The following is a 22,196-nucleotide window of genomic DNA, read 5'->3' on the forward strand; positions in this document are numbered from 1 at the left end:
ACGCGAGAAAGCGAAAAGGGGAACTCCTTAGCGGGAAAAACGGTTCCAACTCTAGCGCGACCCCATATATAGATAGAAGATAGCACCGCCAGCATCATCTCTACCCCTCAGGCCTGCCTGGAGGGGCCTTCTCGGCCCTCCTGTGAGGTCGATTGGAATCCACGTCTGTGTGGGTGGAGGGTAGTTGGCTGGAACCATGCCCGACACCACTGAAATGGGAGCGTCCGGGGCGTATCCCCGGACGTGTCAAAAGAGCTCCCACTCGAGCGTTTCGTCTGTCAGAACCCCGCCTGTCCAGCCCAGCATCACGCGCAACACGGCACCATCAAGCTCCGCAGACGATACGGGCTAACGACAAGATCCAGGAATTTTACACCGCTAAGCGAAATTAACCCTCCAGGACGCGCCCTAGCGGTTGAGTTTGCGGAACGTCCCTGACAGCGGCACCTCTTCAGGCCGCCACAGGTAATCGCCGGTCAGGCCGATATGTTCCCAGCCCAGCGGTGAAACGTGGGCCAGAAGTTCGTCTGGGATGTCCATCCCCTCTTCTCTCAGCGCAGCCACTGCCTGTCCCAGATACACGGTGTTCCAGGTGGTGATGATCGCCACCAGCAGGTTGATACCGCTGGCCCGGTTGTGCTGGCGTTCCGGCGAACGGTCCCGGATTTCCCCGGCCCGGTGAACCGCCACCGCGCGGGTCAGGGCGTTGTGGGCCTCGCCCTTGTTCAACCCGGCCTGAACCCGGCGGCGCAGCGCCGGGTCTTGCAACCACGCCAGCGTGAACAGGGTGCGCTGCACCCGGCCCAGTTCGCGCAGAGCCAGTGCCAGACCGTTCTGGCGCGGATACGCCGCCAGCTTGGAGAGGATCAGCGAGGCCGTCACCGTCCCAGCCTTGATCGACACCGCCAGGCGCAGCAGCTCATCCCAGTGACTCCTGATCAGCCCCAGATTCAGGCGGCGGGCCATCACCGATTCCAGCAGCGGATGGTTGGACGGTGCATCTGGTGGGAACAGCCGGGTCTCGCCCAGATCGCGGATGCGCGGCGCGAAACGAAAGCCCAGCAGAAAGCAGATCCCAAAGATCTGCTCGGTGTACCCGGCAGTGTCGGTGTAATGCTCCTTGATCTCCAGGGCCGACTGGTGGTAGAGCAGGCCGTCCAGCACGTTCACCGCGTCCCGGATGTTGGCGGTGATGACCTTGGTGTGAAAGGGTGCGTACTGATCGGAAAGGTGGGTGTAGAACAGCACCCCGGGTTCCCGCCCGTACTTGGCGTTGAGGTGTCCATAGGCTTTGCCCCGGCCCCCGGTGGGAAAGCGCTGCCCGTCTGAGCTGGAGGTGCTGCCGTCGCCCCACAGGGCCGCCAGCGGCTGCTTGGACTGGAAGTTGACGACTTCGGCAAGTGCGCCTGCGTAGGTTTCGGGGCGCAGAAACCAGTCCGAGAGGTACATCAGCCGCCGGGGCGTGATGGCCGGATCACCCGACGCCTCAGCCATTTTGGTCTGGCCCAGGTTCAGCCCTTCGGCAAGGATGGCGGTCAGCAGATGATCGGGGCGCTCACTGGGCTGGCCGCTTCGCAGGTCAGTCAGGGCCGCCGTGAACGGCAGCCAGCCGTGGACTTCCAGCAGCAGATCGGTGATTCGCAATCTGGGCATGCGGTTGGACAGTTGCCGGACCAGGACGTCCGCGCCTTCTGGAACGGCGTTTGGCAATGCTTTGACCCTGAGCTTGCCGCCTTTCAGACTGACCTCGGCGAGCTGCTCAGTGTCCAGCAGCTCGCTCAACTGGGCCAGTTGAGCTTTTAATTGGGGTTCAGTGGCCTCCCAGAAGGCGTCGAACGTATCGGGCAGGCCAGGGGCCAGCTCGGCTTTCCTGGCTTTCCAGTCACCTTGTGGCAGCAAGAAGGCGTCCAGCGCCTTGTGCTTGCGGCTGCCCATGACCCACACATCTCCTGCGCGCAGGGCCAGGCGCAACTCGTCCATCACGCAGAATTCGTAATACTTGCGGTGAACCTCGCCGTTCTGGAAAACGAAGGGCGTCCAGCGTGGCCGCACGAAGCCCAGGGGCAGGCCAGCGGGAAGCGTTCGCTTCCCGCCCACGTACATCTCTTTTAAGAGCCGGAGCGCGTCCACCAGCGGCTGGGCGGATGGCGCAGCCGTGAAGTCAAACGCCTGAAGCAGCCGGGGCAGGTACGCCCGCAATCTCGGATAGCCCTTTAGCAAATGATGCAGCGGATCGAGTTGCCGGGCCTGTGCCACCTGTTCCGGGTCGCGCACCGTCGCCACTAGCGTGTCCCAGGGCAAGACCGCCTCGACGGCCTGGAAGGGATCGGAAGCGGTCTCACGCGCCAGCAGCAGCGCTTCGCAGACCTGCTGGTAGGTGGTCAGCCGCTCCAGCAGGGTGGGGCCGCGTTGCTGGAAGACCGCGAGGCTTTCCCGCTCGCTGCCACGCAGCAGGGTCAGCATCAGGCGGTCATGCATCTCCAGCACCGCGTCGGTCAGGGTTTCGGACAGGTCCAGCAATCGGGCCATCACGGTGGCCCGGCGGCGCACGGGTTCAAAGTCCAGCAGGTTGTGGGCGCTCAAGCGGCGGCCCTGCTCGGCCAGGTGGGTCAGACGGCTCTGGGGGAGGAATGAGCGAATGTTGCTGTCCACGGGAAAGGTCCGCACGAACGTTAACTTGTCCAGCAGCAGTGAGACGTTCCTGGGCTTGGGTGCGCCCACCTGTTGTTTCAACCAAGCGTAATGGGAAACGGTCTGACCTTCCTGCGGCCTGAGCAGGGCGTCGGCCCGCTCCCGGTGGTCCCCCAGGGCCAGATCAAGAAGCTGGAAAGTGTGCTGATCGGCCTGGACGCGCACGGCAGCCACCAGCCGTTCCAGCACCTGAATTCGGGGAATCAGAATTTTGCGCCGCCTCAGCTCGTCCATCAATGCGGTCATCAGTGGGAAGGGCTGATCGGTGATCACGGCCTGGGGTAGCAGCCAACCGCGCAGCTCGCGGTTCAGAGTCCGGCTGAGTTCGGTGTAGCCGAACTGCCCGCACAGCTCGGCAAAGTGTTCATGCCGGGTGTTGGCCCGTGCGGCGTAGCGGGGGTAACAGGCGGGGTCAAGCTCAAGCTGCTGGCTCAGGAAGATCAGCACGTCTTCCGGGGGCTGTTCTGCAGCGGCTAGGCCGCGTCCCAGGTGTTTCAGCACGGTGAGCTGCACGGCATACCCCAGACGGTTGAAATCGCGGCGACGGGCCAGAACCGCCTTCAGATCAGTGGTATCCAGCAAGTAATGCCGCGCCAGCAGGCGTTCATCCAGCCTCGGGAAGCGGGTGAACTGTTGGCGCTGGGCCGGGGTCAGCAGCGGCGGCACGCTGCCCCTTGACGCCTCCGATTCTCAGCGAGAACCCAACGAATGAAATCGGTTAAAGTCATTGTCATCTCACCCAGTAGAATAGATGAATGACCATGCTGCCTGAGTCCACCGTAGCGCCCACCGTCCTGAACCAGCTCAAGGCCCTGTCGCATGAAATCCGCTTTGAGCTGGTGCGCTACCTGGCCGGGGGCGAACGCTGCGTCTGCGATCTGGAAGCGCTGCTGGCCCTGCCGCAGTCCAAGGTGTCGTACCACCTGGCGATCCTGCGCGACGCCGAACTGGTGTGGGCCGAGCAGCGCGGCAAGAACACCTACTACGCGCTGCGGCAGGATCAGTTTTTTGGACTGGGCGGCGCATTACTCAATGATATTTTTGTCCAGTCAGCCAGCTTGACGCATCAAGATAAATCTATATGCTAGGGCCATGCCCACCTCACCCCGTGTCCTGATCTTGTGTACCCACAACAGCGCCCGCTCCCAGATGGCCGAAGCATTGCTGCGCGAGGCCGCCCGCCAGGCTGAACTTGAGCTGGACGTGTATTCGGCAGGCACCGAGGCCACCCGCGTCAAGGACGACGCCAAGACCGTCATGGCCGAGATCGGGCTGGACCTGTCCAGCCACACCAGCAAGACGCTGCACGACGTTCCCGATCCCCAGAATTTTGATGCCGTCATCACGGTCTGCGACAGTGCGGCGGAGGCGTGTCCGGTGTATCCGGGGCAAACGGTGCGGCGGCACTATCCCTTTGTTGATCCTTCGGGTGGCAGTCTGGACCGCTGGCGGGCGGTGCGGGATCAGCTCCAGACGCAGTTTGAAAGCGTGGTGGGGGCGTTAAAGAACGGTCAGGAGGTGCCGCCCAGCTACGCAGACAGCCCACCCGTCCCGGCGGCCTGAGATGGCCGTTCCCCTGTCCCGCGCGCTGGGCGCAGAACTGATCGGCACGTATGCGCTGGTCTTCTTTGGTCCCGGCGCGGTGGTGGTGCAGGCGCAGACCGGGGCGCTGGGCCACGCGGGCGTGGCCCTGGTTTTCGGGCTGACCGTGACGGTGGTGATCGCCGCCCTCGCGCCGATCAGCGGGGCGCACATCAACCCGGCGGCCACCCTCGCGCTGACGCTGGCCCGGCAGTTTCCCGTGGCCCGCGCCCTGCCCTACATGCTGGCGCAGCTCAGCGGAGCGGCGCTGGCCGGATTCACGCTGCTGCTGCTGTTCGGCAGGGTAGGGGAACTCGGCGTGACGCTGCCCGCTGGCAGCCTGGGACAGGCGTTCGTGCTGGAAACGGTCATGACCTTCTTTCTGCTGCTCGTGGCCCTGCGAAGTGGCCTGCCGTGGGCGGTGGGCGGGGTGGTGGCGCTGGAGGCGATGATGGGCGGCCCCATCACCGGGGCGAGCATGAATCCAGCCCGCTCGTTCGGCCCGGCGCTGGCGGCAGGCGTCTGGACGGCCCACTGGCTGTACTGGGCCGCGCCGCTGCTGGGGGCCGGGCTGGCGGTGGCCGCCAACCACCTGCTGCGCCCCACCGAACCGCTGGAAGCCCAGCCCCACCAGGCGCAGGAATTCTTGCCTCATGGAGAGACCCCATGACCCAGCCCAACGCTAAAACGACTGCTACGCCCATCAAAAAGCCCCCCGTGCTGTTCATCTGCACCGGCAACACCGCCCGTTCACAGATGGCCCAAGCACTGCTGGAACGGCGTGCTGGAGACCGTTTTGAGGTTTCGTCCGCCGGACTGGAACCCGGCGTGATCAATCCGCTAACGCTCAGCGTGCTGAAGGAGATTGGCCTGAACACTGAACACCTCAAGGCCGAGGGAACCAGGCCGCTGCTGGGACAGCACTTCCAGTACGTCATCACGGTCTGTCACCGCGCCGAGACGAACTGCCCAATCTTTCCCTTCGCGCTGCACCGGGAAGCCTGGCCGTTTGAAGACCCGGCGGCGGCGCAGGGCCGTGAGGAAGACCGCCAGGCGGTCTTCCGGCGCGTGCGAGATGAAATTGACGCCAGGATTCAGGTCTGGCTGTCAGCGCTTGCTCCAGTGTCCTGAATCCAGTGCTGAGCGTTGCCGTCGCCAACGAGTTGCCCTCTTGAGATCAAGGAGAATCCCATGACCCAGACCCTGCACCCCATTTCCGGCCTTAGCGAAGCAACCGCCACGGCGGCGCTGATTGACGCCCTGCGCGCCCCAGCCCAGCGTCCGCTGGAATTCTGGCTCAGCGGCGAACGGCTGATCGGCCCCGGCTACCATGTCACCGAGGTCAAGGCCGTCAGCATCGAGGCGATGGACTGCGGCGGCAAGGCCGCCTCATGGCGTGAGACGGTCATTCAACTGATGGACGGCTCCGCAGAAGACGCCGCAGGCGGCTTCATGACCAACCGCAAGTTCCTTGCCATCTATGACCGTGTGACGGGCAAGATTCCTGTGCGGGACGAGGCGGAGGTGCGTTTTGAGTACGGCAACGCGCAATCGGCGGCGCGGCAGTTCCACGTCACCCACCTGGAGGTGCAGCCTGAGCGGCTCATCGTCCACCTGCGCCAGCCCGGCGTGCAGTGCAAGGCGGGCGAGGCCTGTGGCCTCCCCGCTGGTGAGACGGTGGCGGACGAGAGCTGCGCCCCAAACAGCGGCTGCTGTGGCCCGGCCACGGCCTCTGAACTTGTCGCCATGATCCGTCTGGAGTAGTGCCGCTGTCTCCCGATGACGATGAACAAGCAAACGTTGACAGTGAAGCGCCCACCTCCGGAGGTGGGCGCTTCAGGGTTCTGCGGCTCTGGAGGCTCAGCTCCGGTGTTCCGGATGGGGGTCCTCGCTCAGCCACTGCTGATGCACCTGCTCATGGCTCAGGTTCAGATGGACATGCTCGTCCACGTGATCCACCGCGCTCATCGGCAGCCAGTGGTGCGTCCCCGAATCATCCTGGGTCAGCTTGATGTAGTCGCCGTCCACCCGGTCCACCATCCCGTGGTCCTGGCCATCGGCGCACTTGACGGGCATGTGTTCCTTGATCTGGTCTGCTTGTGTCATGCCCCCACCGTACCGCTCCCACCCCGGCGGGCCATGAAACAAAGCAGCAAAAAGCTTCATACAGAACTAACGTATGAACAGACATTCAGGTATACTGCCGTATGACGACTTCCCCGAATGCCCCTTCCACCGGCGACGCCGCGCCGCTGACCTATTTCGTAGACGGCATGGATTGCGCCAGTTGCGTGCAAAAGGTGGAGCAGATGGTGGACCGCCTGCCCGGCGCGGCGGGGGTCAGGACCAGCTTTACCAAACAGACGCTGCGGCTGGAGCTGGATGAGGGGCGAACCCCCCGCGCCGTGTTGGAGAAGAATCTGCGGTCCCTGGGCTATACGCCGTCCCTGCTCGAAACGGCGCAGTCGGCGCAGAGCAAGGCCGCCCTGGACCCATCTGCCCATGACGGTCACGCGGATCATGATCATGGTGCTGAGCCGCATGACGCAGACGATCATGCCGGACACGTCCACGAGGTGCTGCCTGCCGGAACGCCGTGGTATGCGGGCAAGCAGGGCAAACTGGTGATCTTTTCGGGGATCTTGCTGGCGCTGGCGTGGGGCTTCGGCTTCATCGAGCCGCGTCTATCGGTGTACGGCTACGTCGCGGCCACCGTGCTGGGGGTGTGGCCGCTGGCACGGCAGGCGTGGGCCAGCGCGCGGCTGGGCGATCCCTTTTCCATTAACATGCTCGTTTCTCTGGCCGCCATCGGCGCAGTCGCCATCGGGCAGGCGGCAGAGGGCGCAGTGGTGGTGTTCTTCTTCGCCATCGGGGAACTGCTGGAGGGCGTGGCGGCAGGGCGGGCGCGGGCCGGGATTCAGGCGCTGGCGGCGCTGGCCCCCAAGACGGCGCTGCTGGTGGAAGGCGGCAGCACGCGCGAGGTTCCCGCCGATTCCTTGCAAGTGGGGCAAACAGTGCAGGTGCGCCCCGGCGCGCGGGTTCCGGCAGACGGCACTATCGTCAGCGGCACTTCCAGTCTGGACGACAGCCCGGTGACTGGCGAGAGCATGCCGGTGACCAAAACCGTGGGCGACAGCGTGTTCGCGGGCAGCATCAACACCGACGGAGTTTTGAGTGTTGAGGTGGACAAAGAGGCCAGCGACAACACCATTGCCCGCATCATTCATCTGGTGGAGGAAGCCGAGGGCAGCAAGGCGGCCACTGCGCGCTTTATTGACCGTTTCAGCCGCTATTACACGCCAGGCGTCGTCCTCGTTTCCGCGCTGGTGGCCCTGGTGCCGCCACTCTTGTTTGGTGCGGAGTGGTATCCGTGGCTGTACAAGGGCATCACGCTGCTGCTGATCGGCTGCCCGTGTGCGCTGGTGCTGAGCGTGCCTGCGGCCATTACCAGCGGCATCAGCGCGGGAACGCGGCGCGGGCTGCTGATCAAGGGCGGCGCGGCGCTGGAAGCGATTGGCACAGTGAAGACGGTGGCCTTCGACAAGACCGGCACGTTGACAGCGGGCAAACCGCGCGTGACCGACGTGCTGGGGGTGGGGACGTCTGAACAAGAGGTGTTGAGGCTGGCCGCTGCCGTCGAAGCGGGCAGCTCGCACCCGCTGGCGCAGGCGATCACCAAGGAGGCGGCGAATGCGAAGGTGACCATTCCCGCATCCCAGGAGGCCAAAGCCATCGCTGGGAAAGGCGTCAGCGCCACGGTGGACGGGCAGAGCCTCTTCATCAGCTCGCCCCAGCACGCGGCCAGCACCGTGAATGTGGCTCCTGACATCCAGACGAAACTGACCGCGCTGGAGGAGGCGGGCAAGACGGCGGTGGTGCTGCACAGCGCAGACGAGGTGCTGGGCGTGCTGGCGATCCGCGACGAACCGCGTGAGGACGCCCGCGCCGCCATCGCCCGCCTGAAAGAAATGGGCGTGAACGCGGTGATGCTCACCGGAGACAACGCCCGCACGGGCCGCGCCATTGCCGCCGGGCTGGGACTGGACGTGCAGGCTGAGCTGCTGCCCGAAGACAAGCTGCGTCTGATTTCCGAACTGAAGAAACATGGCGGCGTGGCGATGGTGGGCGACGGCATCAACGACGCCCCGGCGCTGGCACAGGCGGATGTGGGCATTGCAATGGGCGGCGGCACTGACGTGGCACTGGAAACGGCGGACGCGGCGCTGCTTCGTGAGCGGGTGGGCGACGTGGCCGATCTGGTGCAACTGTCACGCGACACCATGAGCAACATCAAATGGAATATCGCCTTTGCGCTGGGCCTCAAGGCCATCTTCCTGGTCACGACGTTGCTGGGCTACACCAACCTGTGGATGGCGATTCTGGCCGACACCGGGGCCACGGCCATCGTGACGGCCAACGCCTTGAGGCTACTGGGCTGGAAAGGCGGCCCGGTCAGGAAAGCCCCAGCGCCGTCCGGCCTGCCCGCCTCGGGAGGGGTTTGAGATGGCTCCAAAGATTACGGTTTATACGGTTCCGGGTTGCGCCGATTGCGAGGCGGTCAAGCGGCTGCTGACCAGCAAAGGGGCCGCCTTCACCGAGAAGAACGTGCGTGAGGACCCGGCGGCCTTGGCTGAGATGCAGGCCAAGGCCAACGTGCGAATCGCGCCCGTGACGGTCATTGGCGATCACGTCTTTTACGGCTTTTTTGACGATCAGCGCCCCGGCATTGTGGCGGCGCTGGACACCGCGCAGTGAGTCTCAGCGCCGCGAGCGCCCCGCTGGGCCAGATTCTATTGCTGACGCTGATTCCGGTGGCGGCCACCATCCTGGGCGGCGTGGTGGCGAGTTTTCGCCCGCCGGGGCCGCGCGTCCGCAGCTTCGTGCAGCACTTCGCGGCAGGCGTGGTCTTTGCCGCCGTGGCCGGGGAGTTGCTGCCGGAAATCACGGCGGGGCATCAACCGCTGGGTGTGGTGATCGGCTTCGTGCTGGGCGTGGGCGTGATGCTGGCGGTGCGGGCGCTGGTGGGACGGTTGGAACCGGAGGAGGCTGAGACGGATGGTGGAGCAGAGGATGGGGACACTCCACGTTCTGCCACCGGCCTGCTGGCCGCCGTGGGCATAGACATTCTGATCGACGGGTTGCTGATCGGCGTGGGCTTCGCGGCGGGCGAGCGGGTCGGCACGCTGCTGGTGGTGGCGCTGACGCTGGAGCTGCTGTTCCTGGGCCTGTCGGTGGCCGCCAGCCTGGGGCAGCGCGGGGCCTCCAGGGGGCGCAGCATCCTGACGGTGAGCGGCCTGAGCTTATTGGTCATTGTGGGGGCCACGGTGGGCGGCACGCTGCTTCAGGGCCTGACCGGGCTGCCGCTGGAAATCGTGCTGTCCTTCGGCGCGGCGGCGCTGCTGTTCCTGGTCACCGAGGAGCTGCTGGTTGAAGCCCACGAGGTCAAGGAAACGCCGTGGATCACCAGCGCCTTTTTCCTGGGCTTCATCGCCCTGTACCTGATTGAGCTGTTGTCGTAAAGGAGGTTCCGTGTGAAGAGATTTGCATTTTGGAGTGCGTTGCTGGGCGCAGTGGGCAGTTTCGCGTGGGTTCAACCGAGGATTGAGCGGGAATACCGCGAGGAAGGGCATCTGCTGGGGCCAACGGTGGGTGTGGTGTACGCCGCCTACAGCCTCCATCTGGTAGCTTTTTTGCTGGCGGTGGGTGGGCGCAAACCCCGCAAAGTTGCGCCCGCCCTCTCTGCCCTGGGCTGGACAACGGCGGGACTGGGCGCGGCGCTGTTCGTCTCCGGCTGGCGCACCCTGCCCGTTTCCGACGACTCGGCCCTGACCACTTCTGGTCTGAAAACGGGCGGTGTGTACCGCCTGAGCCGCAACCCGCAGAATGTTGGCTGGACCATCACTTTGCTTGGCCAGTCGCTGGCGCGGCGTTCGTGGGTAGGCGCGGGGCTGACTGGGCTGTTTGGAGCGATGTTCCTGAGCTACCTGCCCACGGAGGAAGCGTTTCTGAACCAGACCTACGGCGAGGCATACCGGCGCTACAAGGCGCGCACCCCCCGCTTCCTGGGCTGGCGTTCCTCGTGACCGCTCCTCACTTGCAAACTGGGTACACTCCAGAAATGAGAACGCTTTCTCAAGAAGACGTGTGCGAGGCGAACTGCATCCATCCAGACGCCGTGGCGGCGGCGCAGGCCGCTCTGCCAGAGGAGGGCTGTGTGGAGCGGGCCACGGCCTTCTTGAAGCTAGTGGCCGATCCCACACGCCTGAAAATCCTGAGCGCCCTGAACACCTGCGAGCTGTGCGTGTGCGATCTGGCGGTGGTGGTGGGCCTGAGCGAGAGCGCCGTGAGTCACCAGCTCCGGCTGCTGCGGGCGGGGCGGGTGGTGACCTTCCGCAAGGTGGGGCGCGTGGCGTACTACCGGCTGCTCGATCATCACGTCACCGTCTTGATCGAGAGCGCGCTGGAGCATGCGGCGGAATAACGTGCGCGCCGCCGGGGCGGCGCTGGCATTGGCCATCGTGGGGGCATGTCTGGGCGTGTGGTACGCCCGCGAGGCCCCCTCACGGGGGGCGCTGTACTGCATCGAGCAGCCTGGGACCCTCTGGAACGGGACGGCCTCTTTGCCGCCTGGCCTTCAGCCGGAATGCCCGCAAAGCAACAGCTACCGTGCGGAGGTGCGGGCGGGCGACAGCCGCGTCGAGCAGTACCGGCTCCCCGGCTGGCAACCGCGCGCCCTGTTGCCCGCCATGAAGGCTGGGGGGTATCTCCAGATCACCGATGAATCCATTGGGCCGGGCAATTACGCCGCATTCCTGGGCCGCGCGGGCGTGCCGGAACTTCAGTATCTGGCGAATCAGGAGGGTGAGATGACGCTGATCACCTTGAGCGGACGGCCCTGAGCGCTCCCTGGCGTTGAGGTATGGGATCGTGTGGGTGAAGGTGTCACACGGCTTGAGTGCAGCGGCCTGCGGGGAACTGTCCTCGTGTAGAGAACGGCGAGGTTGGCAGAGCCTATTTCGCACAAGAGGCACAAGGCGAAATGTTTTGAGCAAAAAAAGGCCTGTTGAGCCAGCAGACCCCCGCAAAAGCCCCTACATTGCAGCATGTCAAACCAAAAGGCGAAATCCGAAGTCGTGGCCCAGCTCGTCCGCCTCGCTCGCAAGGAACGGCTGAGCTATGACGAGTTCGCCTACGTCTGCCAGCAGGCCCGCAAGAAACTCAAGCTGGAGAAGCCGAAGCGCGAACGCCGACTGCCGCAGCTTCTAACCGCCGAGGAGTTGAACCGCTTTTTCAAAGCGGTCCGGGACGGGGGCCAGGTGCAGCACGAAATCATGCTCAAGCTGCTGCTGTTTACCGCTGTGCGCGTTGGTGAACTGGTCAACATCAAGGTGGCAGACGTCGATCTCCCGGCCTGCAAGATCTTTATTGACCAGGGCAAGGGCCACAAAGACCGCTATCTACTGTTCCCGCAGGCGTTCGCGCTGGTCCTGCGCGCCCATCTGGCGGCCCATCCGAAGAACCGCTATCTCTTCGAGACGCAGCGCTGCGGGCCGTACACCGTTCGGCGCGTCCAGCAGATCGTGCAGGGCTACCGCGTCCAGGCGGGGCTGGGGAACGCGGTGCATCCACATCTGTTCCGGCATCAGATGCTGACCTTCCTGACCGGGGAAAAGCTGTCTGACGCGCAGATTCAGCTTCTGAGTGGTCATGCCAGCAAGAAAAGTCTGGAGGTGTACCAACACCTGTCGTTGGAGGCTGTGGACAGTGCCTATCAGCAGGCGGTCAAGCGGCTGGAGTTGGGAATGTAACGGCAGGAAGCTGGGAACGCTGTGCTGGTGGGACTTTTTTCCTTAGCGGTGTAAAATTCCTGGATCTTGTCGTTATCCCGATACGGCCCTCACCGCCGACGACTCCTCAAGTGCACCGTGTGCAGTGCGGAATTCAGTGAACTCAAAGGCACGCCCTACTGGAATGCCCGCTGCTCCCAGGACACCGTGGACGCCGTCGTCGAGCATGTCACCCACGGCAACAGCTTCGTCACCACGGGCCATCTGGTCGGCTGTCACCGCACCACGGTCGCGCGCATCGTCCGCGTTGCCGGAAGCCACGCGCGACACCTCCACGACCTGAATGCTCGTGACCTTCAGGTCACGAGCATTCAAGCGGACGAACGCTACGGATTCGTCGGGCGCAAGAAAGAGGCGGTATGGGACGCGACCGTCATCGATCCCAGCAGCAAGTTCCTCATCCAGGGCGAGATCGGCGAGCGCACTGCGGCTCTGACCCAGTCGCTCCTCATGCACGCCAGAGCACGCCTGACAGATCCGCATGGACTCGTGCTGTTCACCGATGGGTTTCTGTCGTACCAGACATTGTTCCCTGAAGTGTTCGGCAGGCCGTATCGGCCTGCCAGACAGGGATCACGTGGTCGATTCCCGAAGACCGCCTACCGGATCCCGCGTTCAGCGGCCCATGTCCGGATCATCAAGGAGTATTCCGGGAAGCGCGTCGTGAACGTGCGCACCGAGATCGCGGCCGGCACTCAGGTTCGCGTGAACGAGGAGTTGCAGCAGTTGGGTTACCACAAGCCCAACACCTCGGCTGTGGAGCGTCAGAACGCCACGGCAAGGCGGATGAACCCGCACCTGGCGAGGAAAAGCCTCGCATTCGCGAGGCTGAGGATTCACCGGGAGAGCCTGGCTCATCTGGTGCAGGGGATCTACAACTGGTGCCGAGTTCAACGGGGTCTGCGGAGCAAGCTCGACGTCCCAAAGGGACGTCAGTTGTACCTCCAACGCACACCCTCCATGACCATCGGGCTGACCGATCACGTCTGGAAGGTGCGGGACTGGCTCTCACAGCCGCAGGGCGTCTCCTGTCGGGCATAGTTCCAGCCAACTACCGAGAAAGGCTTCCAGTAGGTTAATCAGGAATCGCTGGAAGACTCAACCGTAAAAGGCCGAAGCGTGAGCTTTCGGGCATGGTCTGCGGGCACAGTGCCATCCGGCAGATGACCGCGCATGTAGTGCTTTTGCCACTCCCCTTCGCTCGGTTCCTTTCCCTCTTGCAGAGCAAGTTGCGCGCGTGCGCGGACGTCAGCCCAGGTGTGAAAGGCGTTATGCGTGTCAGGAGCCGATTCGAGTGGCTGGAATTGAGGCACCACCGCTTCTATCAGACCGCGCGGAACGGGAAAAATCATACAAATGGGTTCGCCAATATCGAAAATGACTGGGTTGTCCGAACGGGTCATCTGCCAATTCATGGTGAATGGCGCAACTGCCCAGTCGGTCTCCACAATACCATCGAGGGCACTTACGCCGTCTTTGGGCATATTGGTGGGTCCGCGTACCATCAAGTTCATGTGCGGGGGCGTGCGGAACAGATACGGGATTTGCCAGGTCAGGATGCCATACCCTAGTTGGCTATGCACAGGGAGCGTGTTAGTTCGGGGACCAGCTAGGCGTTTAATCTGCACGTCTTGCGGCTCCGAGCCGCCATTCCAAGTGACTTCAATACGGTGGCTGTTGAGCACGAACCAGCCGTGTTGGTTAGCGATTGCCAAAGGCAGACAGCGATAGGCAAACCGCTTATTTGTCTCGTTCATCCAAACTCGTTGGGTAGGTGCAACGATAATGGGCATCAGGTCGGCGGAACCAAGTGGGTATGCGGTGACGATAATTTCGGTGGACATATAAACGCCTCTGAGAAATAGTTTAGACCTTACTGGCGCTGCCAGATAGACATGGTACGGAAAGCATCGGTAGAGCCAATGTTGACAGCCTTTGTATCGCAGTATATTTGTTGAAATTCAAGCTGTTGCATCAATTTAGCCATTAACACCCTATCTGGATAAATGTAATACTCGAATTCGCTTATAGAAGTGTTGGAAATGAAGCGAATAGTAGCAGTCATGTAGCCCTGGCTGTCTTTGAAATAGCCTGAGTCGTAACTGTAGAAGTCAAGCAGTAGGCAACCATGAGGTGACACCCTTTCTTTCAACAGGTTAATCAAGGTAGTAAGCATTTCTTCCACTTGCTCCGTTGGAGTGAGACAGGGAAGGCCACCACCCAGCAAAACAACAGCGTCAAACGTTCCCGCCAAATGTGTGAATGAGCTATGTACTACGTTGCTGACGCCGCGCTCCTCACACAAAGTCGCACACGCCGGATCAGTCTCACATGCCGTCACTTGCGCGCCATGCGCTTGCAACCATAGCGCCGCGTCGCCGCTTCCTGATCCCACCTCCAAGATGTGGCCCGGATGATGATGCAACAGAGCTTCTAAGGCATTCTGGGTGAAATGGTCAACGGAATGAAGGAATCCATTTGGGTCAAAGGCATGAAGCTGGTGTGCCAGGGGTTGCTGGAAGGAGGAACCGAACCAGTTTTCTTGTTGTATACCGTGTTTTACTGGGGTACGAACGGCCAAGGTTAACATTTCACCAACGCCACAGCGGTCCGGTTTGTCACTCATGATGCAGCACTCTGGGTTTCTTCAATGCCCATAAGGCGTTCAATTTCCTGCCAGACCGCCCTGCTCGGCTGGAAGCGGCCCAATTTCACGGGGAGCGCCAGCAGGAGTTCACCATGTTCGATCAAGAACTTGGCATGGATAAGCTGGTCAATAGTAGTGGCAATCTCCTGACCCAAGTCCTCAGTAACCTTCCGTCGGCTGACCGCCTTGTCGCAAGCAAGTAGTACTTCGCGTTCCTGTGCATTAAGTACCGTGCTGGGCTTTAGGGCAACTGCGCGTGTGTCAAAGACGATGATGTAATCGCCTTTATCAATGTAGAATAAGGCGCTGCTAACGTGTTGTTTCTTCCAGTCAACTACGGCATTCCTAGTGCTAAGTGTGTATGCAGCCAGAGGAATGTCTCGGTGGCTGTCGGTCACGAAGAAATAGGCAAGGTTGTAAAGCACGTTAGGCGAAAAGGGATAGATGTATTCGTAAGATTTGAAGGGTCGGATATTATAAAAACCAAACGCATTTGGTTTTTCAAAGTGGGGACTGAAGCGGTCTAGACGAATTGTACCATTTGAGGATGGTGGCTCTAAATGCGTGAGCAAAGGAATAAGCTTAGCCATCGAATCATAATCCTCTGGACGTTCGCCAGGAAATCCCCACAAAATATTCCAATTCGGGGTAATTCCAATCTCCTCGCTCCACTTTAGCAACTGAATATTCTGAAGACCGCTTACTCCTTTTTTCATGAGTTGTAAAACGCGATCACTAAGGCTTTCGATGCCCGGTTGGATACGCACAATACCTGCATCCTTGAGAGCTTGTAGTTGGTCTTTACGAAGATTAGCTTTTACTTCGTAAAACAGATTCACCTTCTCTTCCCTCGTAGCAAGCCAAGGTATAAATTCAGCGAAATATTTCATGTCCAAGATGTTATCTACTACGGATACCTCTTGAAATGTATAGTTGTCAATCAGGCTCGCAAGCTCGGTCCTAGCACGTTCCTGAGACTTACTGCGGTAATTAAGTGTCGAACCGTTAAGGCCGCAAAACGTGCAATGACTCTTAGCCCCCCACCAGCATCCCCGAGACGTTTCAAATGGAACACGGTAGCCCTCATTGTATAGATCAACGTTTGGCCGTAGGGCATGTACTTGATCAAAGAAGTCGTGGTACTCGGGAACCGGCATGTCATCCATAGCAATGGTTTGTGGATTGAACGAGAACTTACCATCTGTAACGTTCTTTTGTGTGAACACTGCTGGTAAATCATCGTATGTCCGATTGTTTTTAATGCAGTCTACTAGCTGTACAATGATACCCTCAGCTTCGCCGGATACTACCGCATCAACAAACGGGAACTGACGAATTATCTCGACACCCATTTCCTTTTCACAATTGGCCCCACCCATCAGAATATGACAGGAGGGAAGTTTATCTTTTACACGTTTTGCGAGAGCTAGCGATGCGAGATGCTGTTGAAATGTACTGGTTAAGCCTAAAATTTGGGGAGCATCCTGAACAACTGATTCAGCGCATTCCTCCACAAACTCCCGTGCTGCTTCCCTAATGTCTAACACGCGCTGCACGATAGATTCGTCAATACGGGAAGCTTGCCCGTGAATCGGGGTAAAATCCGGGTGCTCAGCTCTGAGTACGTCCCGAATAAACTGGCGAATATCCTCGTCGGACTGGTCGAACAACGCACCGCTAAAAATCCATTCACCAACGAGCGATTGCGTGGGCGTGTTCATGATGAAGTCATACCAACGTTTTGTTATACGCTCTTCAAACTGGATGGCGAAGTATCTAATTTGAGAGTCGTGACCATGTTCCTTGAGCTGACCACGCAACAGCGACAGCCCAATCGAAGGTTCCAAAGTGCTGGTAAAAGGCATACTCACCAGTGTAATGTTTGAGGTGAAGGAGGTCATGTCCGCTTCTCCAATTTCGTCGGATTGAACTGCATCCGCCTGATCTTGTTGGCCTGCACTTTGTACACTCCGGGGCGAGATTCCGTGTGGTTACGCATCGCCAGGGCTTGCCTAAATGACAGCCAGTCATCCTCGTTTAAGTCTGGACTATGTGTCATTTGGAGGAGTCCCTCTCGGTTTAGGTAGGTTTCTTTTTTTACGAGCTGTAACTGAAATACCGGAACTTGACGTTTAAATGAAATAATAGTATCTGTTTTAATAATTTTAAGGGGTGAAATGATAGGGCCATTCCACCAATCGGTCTCTATAATGCCGTCATACACTTGATAGCTAGTAGGTACTGGGTAGTTTACTGGTGCGCGCACCAGTAAACTCCAGCCAGCGGACGTAAAGCCGATGATGCCCGGCCAGAATAGCAGCAACCCAGGATCAGTGGCCTTCCCAATAAACGGCAGGTTGATGTACGGCTTTACGAACTCTGGGGCGGTCTGCTCAATGTGGTCGCGGAACCCCGGGTAGTATTGCGGGGTTAACCGATGCCAAGCAGGTTTTTCTGCCTCGTCATTGCGCCACATAAACTCCACGCCATCCCACCGGAGGCTGAAGTTCATAGGAGCGTAGACGTACCATCCATGACCATTGGCGCTGGTGAAGGGATCACAGTAACGATACCCCCGCAAAGGAATGGTGCCATTGAGAGTGGGGTCAGCAGCCTGCACATCCGGTGCGTTGGGAAACAATTGGACAATTCGGAGTTTTGGTTCGTGATAGTGCATCAGTGGTGTTCCCCCTGCCTGTTCTGCCATATGCTGTAACGCTGGTGGTATGTTCCACAGTTCACCTGAATAGGATAGGTCCAGGTGTGCAGCGGCGAAAGCCCTAGGTTGCTCAGCAGTTGGTGCAGCAATGCTCCGCTTGGAAAGAGCTGGGTTTCGATTATGCTGGAGGCACCACCGTAGTATCGTCTGATACGCATAGCCTTGATGGCAGAGTGTACCCGAAGTTTCGAGCTGTCGTAGTCGTAATGATCAATAGCCAGTAACCCGCCGGGCCGGAGCTTGCTGATCAAAAGGGATAGGTGCGCTTGGAGTTGTCTTGGCACGTCCACAAAGTTTGGTTCTATCAGAAATCCCGTGCGGAAGATGGTCAGTGCGTCCCACCCCGTGCCAAAGTCTGATCGAAGGCAGGTTGTGCCAGTTTCCCGTAAGATTTGGGTATACAGTGTGTCTGGAGACAGCAGCTCAAACGCCTTGAAGGTGGTCCGCTGTCGTGCGGCAAGTGCGCCTGTCGGGTCGCCGAGCCCCAAAACTCGCTCAGGAGCGTATGCTTTTACCGTGTCCAGAACGATGTTCTCTTCAACGGTAGGTGGGGCAAACAGATGCCGCACAGTCTCGTGATGAACTTCAAAGTGCTCAAAGACGCCGTACTGGTCACCAAGGCTGTTTTCCCTTCGTATAGGGTCTTGGTGACCAAGTGAGATGCCTTGTAGGTAAAGCAGGATAATTTCGCTATGAGACAAGTCGGAAACGGATGGCTGCGGAATGCTCATGAAACTCCTTGAGGTTTCACTGCATCGCCAAGTTCTACTTTGTCGTTGGTCTTTGCCAATAATGGAAGACAAGCAAAAATACAAAGACTTGATACCGCCAACATTAGGCCAACTGAAACGTTGGAGCCAAGCAGCCCGACGAGCAGCAGAGCCAGCAGTTCGCTGATAGCCATCAACGCCCCCAGGGTGGCCGCCACACGACCGCGGATTTCATCGGAGACAGCTCGTTGTACGAGGGCACTTAAGCTTGATGATAGAGGAATCTCCGCTAGTCCTAGGAGAGCTAGAGCTAATATAAACGTCGCAATCGACTGACTTAATCCGCATAGTACTAGTGCCAGCCCGAGCAGTGCAGACGACAGCAGCGCCCAGGCCTTGTCCTTGAAAAGATTGTATTTGGCTGTGAATAGGATGCCAGCGATCACAACGGCACCCGCCTGAATGCCCTCAACAATACTGTACCAGTACGGTTGGACTTTGAGAGTACTGTTTAAAAAAGGAATATATAGTAGATTATATATACCCAAAACGAACATCATAGCAAAGGTTGTGATGGCTATGGTACGCAAGACGGGGGTTTTTTGAATCGTGCCAAGTTCATTGAACCCAGCTTTAAGGTGATCGAGTAGGCTGGCCGGTGCAACGGAGTCCAGCTTCTCATGCTGGTAATGTAGCTGGGAGATCAGGAGGTATGATAGCAGGAACGTGGTAGCGTCTACAGCGATGCCCACCCAATAGGTGCCAGTGATACTGATGAAAAGGGCGGCAAGAGCCGTGCCGAGGACGCTGGCAATAGTTGTGGCAGTTTGCCAAGAGGAGTAAGTGCGGGACAGGTCTTGCATATCTGCATACCTTGGCAGTATAGCCGCCTGAGCAGGTTTAAAGATGGCAGAGGCGCAAGCCTTTAGAAATACGATTAAGTAGATGCCTTCCTTGCTATTTTGAACGACCGCCACAATAAGTAGCAGAGAGAGCAGGACATTAATAATTTCTGTATACCGCAGTATGTTCTTTTGGTTATATGCATCTGCTAAGCTGCCGCTCAGCAGACCAAATGCAACGCGCGGCAAGGCATTCAAAATCATCAAGACAATCAGAGCATCGACGTTGGGTGTGAGGGAGGCAAGGAGCAACACGACGCTGAGAAAGGTCAAACTATCGCCCAGGGTCGAGATGCTAGAGCTGGCAATGAGTTTTTGGATGTCTTTCATGGCGAGTCCAGTCGGGATGAGCGATTTGGGACAAGGCTTGACAGGCAATTACCGCAGACCAAGTACGGAGTCTGCGGTAATTTCTGTTTGTCAAGGACAGGGAACGGACCGTGCGTCCATATTGGAAAGACGCATCGAGGTCAACTCATTCGTCCGTATCACCCGGGAGGCCAATTTCGCCTCCGTTTTCCTCATCGACTTCCGAAGTGTCGATAACAGAAACGATCGTGATTTGAGCAGGGCGGGCGTAAATCGAGGGGCTGCTCCCATCAGGTTCCATAGCCGCCCGTAAGGCCTCGCGGTCGATTTTAACTTCACCCGCCTCATTCACCGTGAAGTGGGCGTCAGTCAACGCGGCCTGCTTGCTCGTGTCCGTCATACTGCCTCCTATTGGCATAGAGCTTGAGAAGCCGCGAATGTGGCTCCCGAACCCGGAGGGCACTTTAACACAGTGGGTAGTGCCTCCTGTACAAGATTTGAGGATTACGGGGTAGGGCGGTTCCCAGCAGGGGTAGGTCGTGTGTGATTTGATTGGGGGTTCTGGCAACTTAACGCCGGTAGGGTGGTGAGCTGTGACTGACCGGAAGCCCTACCGCCACCGTTTCCCGCTCAGCGTCATCGGCTACGCCCTCCGGCTTTATCACCGCTTCCCCCTCAGCCAGCGTGATGTGCAGGAACTGCTCCACGAGCGCGGCATAGAGGTCAGTCACGAGACCCTGCGGCAGTGGAACATCAAATTTGCCCCGCTCCTGACCGAAGAACTGCGCCACCGAGAACCCCGGTGGGGTTCTCGGTGGCATCTGGACGAGGTGTGCGTCAAGGTCAGTGGAGTCAAGCACTGGTTATGGCGGGCCGTCAATGAATTGGGGGAGGTGCTGGACGTCCTCCTCCAGGAACACCGCGATACCGAGGCGGCCCAGTCCTTTTTCGTCCACCTACTTAGCGAGTACGACGTCCCAGACGTCATTCACACCGACAAGCTGTGGAGCTACGGGGCGGCCCTGCGGGAACTCCACGTGCTCCACGCCGTGGAGCACGTTCAGGTCGTGGCTACAGCCCGCTGCAACACTCTGGTCGAGCAATCGCATCGACCGACACGGCAGCAGGAACGCAGTCAGCTCGGCTTTAAACGGCGAAAACGGACGCAGGAATTCCTCAACCTCCACGCTCGACTCTCGAATCTTCACCGACACACCCGAACCACCGTCCCCGCCCTCGTCCGGCGAAGCAACCAAACTGCAGCACTTCTCCTCTGGCGAGAGGTGATGCAGCAGGCGGCTTGAAAATCAGGCCGCCTGCCGAGCTACTCCGGCCCCGCTGAGGTTAAGTTGCCAGAACCGGCGCGCGGCAGGCTGTGCGCAGCACATCTGACCGTCCTGTAGAGGGATGCAGGCTCGGTTCATGCGATCAGCACAGCGTGCATATACAAATAGAGGCCTAGGTTTCTATTTTTCTAGATCCCTAACCCATGCGGTCAGCAGTTCTTTGACCACGGTGTTCATGTCCTGCCCACGTTGCAGCGCCTTGATCTTGACCTCGCGGCGCAGTGATTCCGGCACCGCGACATTCAGCTGCACGATCTTTTCAACCGTCGGTGCCGGCGCGACCGGCGGACTGGTCGGTGTGACCGGGACGTCGGGCACAGGCTTGGGGCTCGCCGAGGTCTCCCCTGCGAACACGGCACCCAGTTTGGGCCGCTTCGTCATGCCATCACCTCCTTCCACACGGCCTCGTATTCCCCCAGATCAGTCGGGATTGCGCCAAAGGCCGCCTTGTAGGCCTCAAGTTCCCGGACGCGGCTCTCCAGCACGGGAAGACCGACGAGGGCGTCCTCGGCCTCCTTGGCGAGGCGGCGCCTGGGGTTGTAGCGCGTGAGCAGGATCGCGACGTCCAGATCCTCACGCTGGGCTTGCATGTCCGCGAGCAGTTCGAGGGTCGGTCGTAGTCGGTCGATCTCTAGACCAGTCGGAGCCACTGGCACGAGGGCGATGTCGGCAAGGCTGGCCGCGCGCATCAACAGTTCCCGTGAGTTTGGGGGCGTGTCGATGATGACGAGGTGTCCCTCGGCGAGTGGGGCCTTGACCTGCCGGGCGAGACGGTCGGGCTCCCCTGCCACCACCGTGAACGGGAGTTCAGCGTGAGCGGCCCAACGGTGGGCGCTGTGCTCGCTGTCGGCGTCGACGATGGTGACCTGGTGTCCACCCGCGGCCGCGACGGCGGCAAGGTACACCGTGGTGGTTGTCTTGCCGACACCACCTTTCAGGGAAAGCACTGCAATGGTCTTCACGAAGGCAGCATAGATCCCTAGGTGCCTAGCTGTCTATTGATCTACCTAGGTACCTAGGTTTCTAGGTAGATGCTAGACTAGAATTCTAGGAGGGTGCATGGCGAAGCAGTACGCGCGGACAACGGATAAGGCCACCGGCCGCCCCATCCGGCTGCACCGGATGGTGGCCCAGGAATGCCTCGGTCGTCCACTGCTTCCAGGGGAGGTGGTTCATCACCGGGATGGCAACTCCTTGAACAACGCCCCGGAAAATCTTCTGGTACTTCCCAGCCAGCGGTACCACGCACACCTGGAATGCTGCCTGCGGCGTGAGCGGCGCGGCCAGCCGATGCTCTTCCCAGAACTCCTTGAGGGTGCGACCACGCTGTACTCCGGCAGTCTCTTTGAGAATATCTATCTAGGTAGATAGTTTGATATAGGGGTCACGCTAGAGTTGGAACGAAAATTCCCGCTAAGCGTGCAAGCATGTCAAGTTGACGTTC

General features: G+C 59.8%; 26 protein-coding genes. 15 read left to right on the forward strand and 11 right to left on the reverse strand.

The window, feature by feature from the left end:
* Positions 1-408: 408 nt before the first annotated feature.
* Complete coding sequence (locus tag IEY70_RS19490; RefSeq protein WP_189066694.1) at positions 409-3,357, reverse strand: Tn3 family transposase; 2,949 nt, start codon at positions 3,355-3,357, stop codon at positions 409-411.
* Between the two features lie 89 nt (positions 3,358-3,446).
* Between IEY70_RS19490 and IEY70_RS19495 the strand changes: the two genes are divergently transcribed.
* From IEY70_RS19495 to IEY70_RS19515, 5 genes are read left to right on the forward strand one after another with little or no spacing between them, the layout of a single operon-like run.
* The gene (locus IEY70_RS19495) at positions 3,447-3,779 is read left to right on the forward strand and encodes an ArsR/SmtB family transcription factor (RefSeq protein WP_229778096.1); all 333 of its coding nucleotides are present in this window, start codon (positions 3,447-3,449) and stop codon (positions 3,777-3,779) included.
* A 4-nt stretch (positions 3,780-3,783) separates the two neighbouring features.
* A complete protein-coding gene (locus IEY70_RS19500; protein WP_189066695.1) occupies positions 3,784-4,254 on the forward strand; it encodes an arsenate reductase ArsC in 471 nt (156 codons plus the stop codon).
* A 1-nt stretch (position 4,255) separates the two neighbouring features.
* Positions 4,256-4,942, forward strand: a complete 687-nt coding sequence (locus tag IEY70_RS19505) for an MIP/aquaporin family protein (protein ID WP_189066696.1) — start codon at positions 4,256-4,258, stop codon at positions 4,940-4,942.
* The gene (locus IEY70_RS19510) at positions 4,939-5,403 is read left to right on the forward strand and encodes an arsenate reductase ArsC (RefSeq protein ID WP_189066697.1); all 465 of its coding nucleotides are present in this window, start codon (positions 4,939-4,941) and stop codon (positions 5,401-5,403) included. Before IEY70_RS19505 ends, IEY70_RS19510 begins: the two co-directional genes overlap by 4 nt.
* 60 nt (positions 5,404-5,463) lie before the next feature.
* Positions 5,464-6,036, forward strand: a complete 573-nt coding sequence (locus IEY70_RS19515; protein ID WP_189066698.1) for a DUF6428 family protein — start codon at positions 5,464-5,466, stop codon at positions 6,034-6,036.
* A gap of 96 nt (positions 6,037-6,132) precedes the next feature.
* On the opposite strand, the gene IEY70_RS19520 is transcribed toward IEY70_RS19515, so the two are convergent.
* Positions 6,133-6,378: a DUF2171 domain-containing protein gene (locus IEY70_RS19520; protein WP_189066699.1), complete on the reverse strand. Its 246-nt coding sequence runs from the start codon at positions 6,376-6,378 to the stop codon at positions 6,133-6,135.
* A 101-nt stretch (positions 6,379-6,479) separates the two neighbouring features.
* Here IEY70_RS19520 and IEY70_RS19525 point away from each other — a divergent pair, with 101 nt between their 5' ends.
* The 8 genes from IEY70_RS19525 (at position 6,480) to IEY70_RS21165 (ending at position 13,160) form a co-directional block, all read left to right on the forward strand.
* Positions 6,480-8,774, forward strand: a complete 2,295-nt coding sequence (locus IEY70_RS19525; protein ID WP_189066700.1) for a heavy metal translocating P-type ATPase — start codon at positions 6,480-6,482, stop codon at positions 8,772-8,774.
* Position 8,775: 1 nt separating this feature from the next.
* On the forward strand, positions 8,776-9,027 hold the full coding sequence (locus tag IEY70_RS19530) for a glutaredoxin family protein (RefSeq protein WP_189066701.1): 252 nt from the start codon (positions 8,776-8,778) through the stop codon (positions 9,025-9,027).
* Positions 9,024-9,791, forward strand: coding sequence for a ZIP family metal transporter (locus tag IEY70_RS19535; RefSeq protein ID WP_229778097.1), 768 nt, complete (start codon positions 9,024-9,026; stop codon positions 9,789-9,791). The genes IEY70_RS19530 and IEY70_RS19535 overlap by 4 nt, the downstream gene beginning before the upstream one ends.
* 12 nt (positions 9,792-9,803) lie before the next feature.
* Positions 9,804-10,355, forward strand: coding sequence for a methyltransferase family protein (locus tag IEY70_RS19540; RefSeq protein ID WP_189066702.1), 552 nt, complete (start codon positions 9,804-9,806; stop codon positions 10,353-10,355).
* Positions 10,356-10,390: 35 nt separating this feature from the next.
* Positions 10,391-10,753, forward strand: coding sequence for an ArsR/SmtB family transcription factor (locus IEY70_RS19545; RefSeq protein WP_189066703.1), 363 nt, complete (start codon positions 10,391-10,393; stop codon positions 10,751-10,753).
* Between the two features lies 1 nt (position 10,754).
* Complete coding sequence (locus IEY70_RS19550; RefSeq protein WP_229778098.1) at positions 10,755-11,171, forward strand: hypothetical protein; 417 nt, start codon at positions 10,755-10,757, stop codon at positions 11,169-11,171.
* Positions 11,172-11,375: 204 nt separating this feature from the next.
* Positions 11,376-12,080 (forward strand): tyrosine-type recombinase/integrase, encoded by a 705-nt coding sequence (locus IEY70_RS19555; protein WP_189066704.1) that lies wholly within the window; start codon positions 11,376-11,378, stop codon positions 12,078-12,080.
* 186 nt (positions 12,081-12,266) lie between these two features.
* Complete coding sequence (locus tag IEY70_RS21165; RefSeq protein WP_229778099.1) at positions 12,267-13,160, forward strand: IS1 transposase; 894 nt, start codon at positions 12,267-12,269, stop codon at positions 13,158-13,160.
* 38 nt (positions 13,161-13,198) lie between these two features.
* On the opposite strand, the gene IEY70_RS19565 is transcribed toward IEY70_RS21165, so the two are convergent.
* The 7 genes from IEY70_RS19565 to IEY70_RS19595 form a co-directional block, all read right to left on the reverse strand.
* Positions 13,199-13,963: a DUF6065 family protein gene (locus IEY70_RS19565; RefSeq protein ID WP_189066705.1), complete on the reverse strand. Its 765-nt coding sequence runs from the start codon at positions 13,961-13,963 to the stop codon at positions 13,199-13,201.
* 29 nt (positions 13,964-13,992) lie between these two features.
* Entirely contained in the window at positions 13,993-14,745 is a 753-nt protein-coding gene (locus IEY70_RS19570) for a class I SAM-dependent methyltransferase (RefSeq protein WP_189066706.1), read from the reverse strand.
* Positions 14,742-16,667 (reverse strand): RiPP maturation radical SAM C-methyltransferase, encoded by a 1,926-nt coding sequence (locus IEY70_RS19575; RefSeq protein WP_189066707.1) that lies wholly within the window; start codon positions 16,665-16,667, stop codon positions 14,742-14,744. The genes IEY70_RS19570 and IEY70_RS19575 overlap by 4 nt, the downstream gene beginning before the upstream one ends.
* A complete protein-coding gene (locus IEY70_RS19580; RefSeq protein ID WP_189066708.1) occupies positions 16,664-17,443 on the reverse strand; it encodes a DUF6065 family protein in 780 nt (259 codons plus the stop codon). The genes IEY70_RS19575 and IEY70_RS19580 overlap by 4 nt, the downstream gene beginning before the upstream one ends.
* Positions 17,443-18,216 (reverse strand): hypothetical protein, encoded by a 774-nt coding sequence (locus IEY70_RS19585; protein ID WP_189066709.1) that lies wholly within the window; start codon positions 18,214-18,216, stop codon positions 17,443-17,445. The genes IEY70_RS19580 and IEY70_RS19585 overlap by 1 nt, the downstream gene beginning before the upstream one ends.
* Positions 18,213-19,427: an MFS transporter gene (locus tag IEY70_RS19590; protein ID WP_189066710.1), complete on the reverse strand. Its 1,215-nt coding sequence runs from the start codon at positions 19,425-19,427 to the stop codon at positions 18,213-18,215. The genes IEY70_RS19585 and IEY70_RS19590 overlap by 4 nt, the downstream gene beginning before the upstream one ends.
* Positions 19,428-19,572: 145 nt before the next feature.
* The gene (locus IEY70_RS19595; RefSeq protein ID WP_189066711.1) at positions 19,573-19,806 is read right to left on the reverse strand and encodes a hypothetical protein; all 234 of its coding nucleotides are present in this window, start codon (positions 19,804-19,806) and stop codon (positions 19,573-19,575) included.
* Between the two features lie 193 nt (positions 19,807-19,999).
* Between IEY70_RS19595 and IEY70_RS19600 the strand changes: the two genes are divergently transcribed.
* Positions 20,000-20,710, forward strand: coding sequence for an IS6 family transposase (locus tag IEY70_RS19600; protein WP_189066712.1), 711 nt, complete (start codon positions 20,000-20,002; stop codon positions 20,708-20,710).
* Positions 20,711-20,872: 162 nt separating this feature from the next.
* Here IEY70_RS19600 and IEY70_RS19605 read toward each other — a convergent pair whose 3' ends face one another.
* Positions 20,873-21,133 carry a hypothetical protein gene (locus IEY70_RS19605; protein WP_189066713.1) on the reverse strand — a complete coding sequence of 87 codons (261 nt, stop codon included), beginning with the start codon at positions 21,131-21,133 and terminating at the stop codon, positions 20,873-20,875.
* Positions 21,130-21,714, reverse strand: a complete 585-nt coding sequence (locus IEY70_RS19610) for an AAA family ATPase (RefSeq protein ID WP_189066714.1) — start codon at positions 21,712-21,714, stop codon at positions 21,130-21,132. The genes IEY70_RS19605 and IEY70_RS19610 overlap by 4 nt, the downstream gene beginning before the upstream one ends.
* A 97-nt stretch (positions 21,715-21,811) precedes the next feature.
* On the opposite strand from IEY70_RS19610, the gene IEY70_RS19615 reads away from it, so the two are divergent.
* Entirely contained in the window at positions 21,812-22,123 is a 312-nt protein-coding gene (locus IEY70_RS19615) for an HNH endonuclease signature motif containing protein (RefSeq protein ID WP_189066715.1), read from the forward strand.
* Positions 22,124-22,196: the final 73 nt, after the last annotated feature.

This window comes from Deinococcus seoulensis, from assembly GCF_014648115.1.
Lineage (GTDB): Bacteria > Deinococcota > Deinococci > Deinococcales > Deinococcaceae > Deinococcus > Deinococcus seoulensis.

Excerpts from the sequence above, each read along its gene's own strand:
- IEY70_RS19505 (WP_189066696.1), top strand. The coding sequence starts at position 4,256 with ATGGCCGTTCCCCTGTCCCGCGCGCTGGGCGCAGAACTGATCGGCACG.
- IEY70_RS19590 (WP_189066710.1), bottom strand. The coding sequence starts at position 19,427 with ATGAAAGACATCCAAAAACTCATTGCCAGCTCTAGCATCTCGACCCTG.
- IEY70_RS19570 (WP_189066706.1), bottom strand. The coding sequence starts at position 14,745 with ATGAGTGACAAACCGGACCGCTGTGGCGTTGGTGAAATGTTAACCTTG.
- IEY70_RS19545 (WP_189066703.1), top strand. The coding sequence starts at position 10,391 with ATGAGAACGCTTTCTCAAGAAGACGTGTGCGAGGCGAACTGCATCCAT.
- IEY70_RS19515 (WP_189066698.1), top strand. The coding sequence starts at position 5,464 with ATGACCCAGACCCTGCACCCCATTTCCGGCCTTAGCGAAGCAACCGCC.
- IEY70_RS19575 (WP_189066707.1), bottom strand. The coding sequence starts at position 16,667 with ATGACCTCCTTCACCTCAAACATTACACTGGTGAGTATGCCTTTTACC.
- IEY70_RS19615 (WP_189066715.1), top strand. The coding sequence starts at position 21,812 with ATGGCGAAGCAGTACGCGCGGACAACGGATAAGGCCACCGGCCGCCCC.
- IEY70_RS19525 (WP_189066700.1), top strand. The coding sequence starts at position 6,480 with ATGACGACTTCCCCGAATGCCCCTTCCACCGGCGACGCCGCGCCGCTG.
- IEY70_RS19520 (WP_189066699.1), bottom strand. The coding sequence starts at position 6,378 with ATGACACAAGCAGACCAGATCAAGGAACACATGCCCGTCAAGTGCGCC.
- IEY70_RS19510 (WP_189066697.1), top strand. The coding sequence starts at position 4,939 with ATGACCCAGCCCAACGCTAAAACGACTGCTACGCCCATCAAAAAGCCC.
- IEY70_RS19580 (WP_189066708.1), bottom strand. The coding sequence starts at position 17,443 with ATGCACTATCACGAACCAAAACTCCGAATTGTCCAATTGTTTCCCAAC.
- IEY70_RS19565 (WP_189066705.1), bottom strand. The coding sequence starts at position 13,963 with ATGTCCACCGAAATTATCGTCACCGCATACCCACTTGGTTCCGCCGAC.
- IEY70_RS19585 (WP_189066709.1), bottom strand. The coding sequence starts at position 18,216 with ATGAGCATTCCGCAGCCATCCGTTTCCGACTTGTCTCATAGCGAAATT.
- IEY70_RS19500 (WP_189066695.1), top strand. The coding sequence starts at position 3,784 with ATGCCCACCTCACCCCGTGTCCTGATCTTGTGTACCCACAACAGCGCC.
- IEY70_RS19605 (WP_189066713.1), bottom strand. The coding sequence starts at position 21,133 with ATGACGAAGCGGCCCAAACTGGGTGCCGTGTTCGCAGGGGAGACCTCG.
- IEY70_RS19530 (WP_189066701.1), top strand. The coding sequence starts at position 8,776 with ATGGCTCCAAAGATTACGGTTTATACGGTTCCGGGTTGCGCCGATTGC.
- IEY70_RS19595 (WP_189066711.1), bottom strand. The coding sequence starts at position 19,806 with ATGACGGACACGAGCAAGCAGGCCGCGTTGACTGACGCCCACTTCACG.
- IEY70_RS19495 (WP_229778096.1), top strand. The coding sequence starts at position 3,447 with ATGACCATGCTGCCTGAGTCCACCGTAGCGCCCACCGTCCTGAACCAG.
- IEY70_RS19555 (WP_189066704.1), top strand. The coding sequence starts at position 11,376 with ATGTCAAACCAAAAGGCGAAATCCGAAGTCGTGGCCCAGCTCGTCCGC.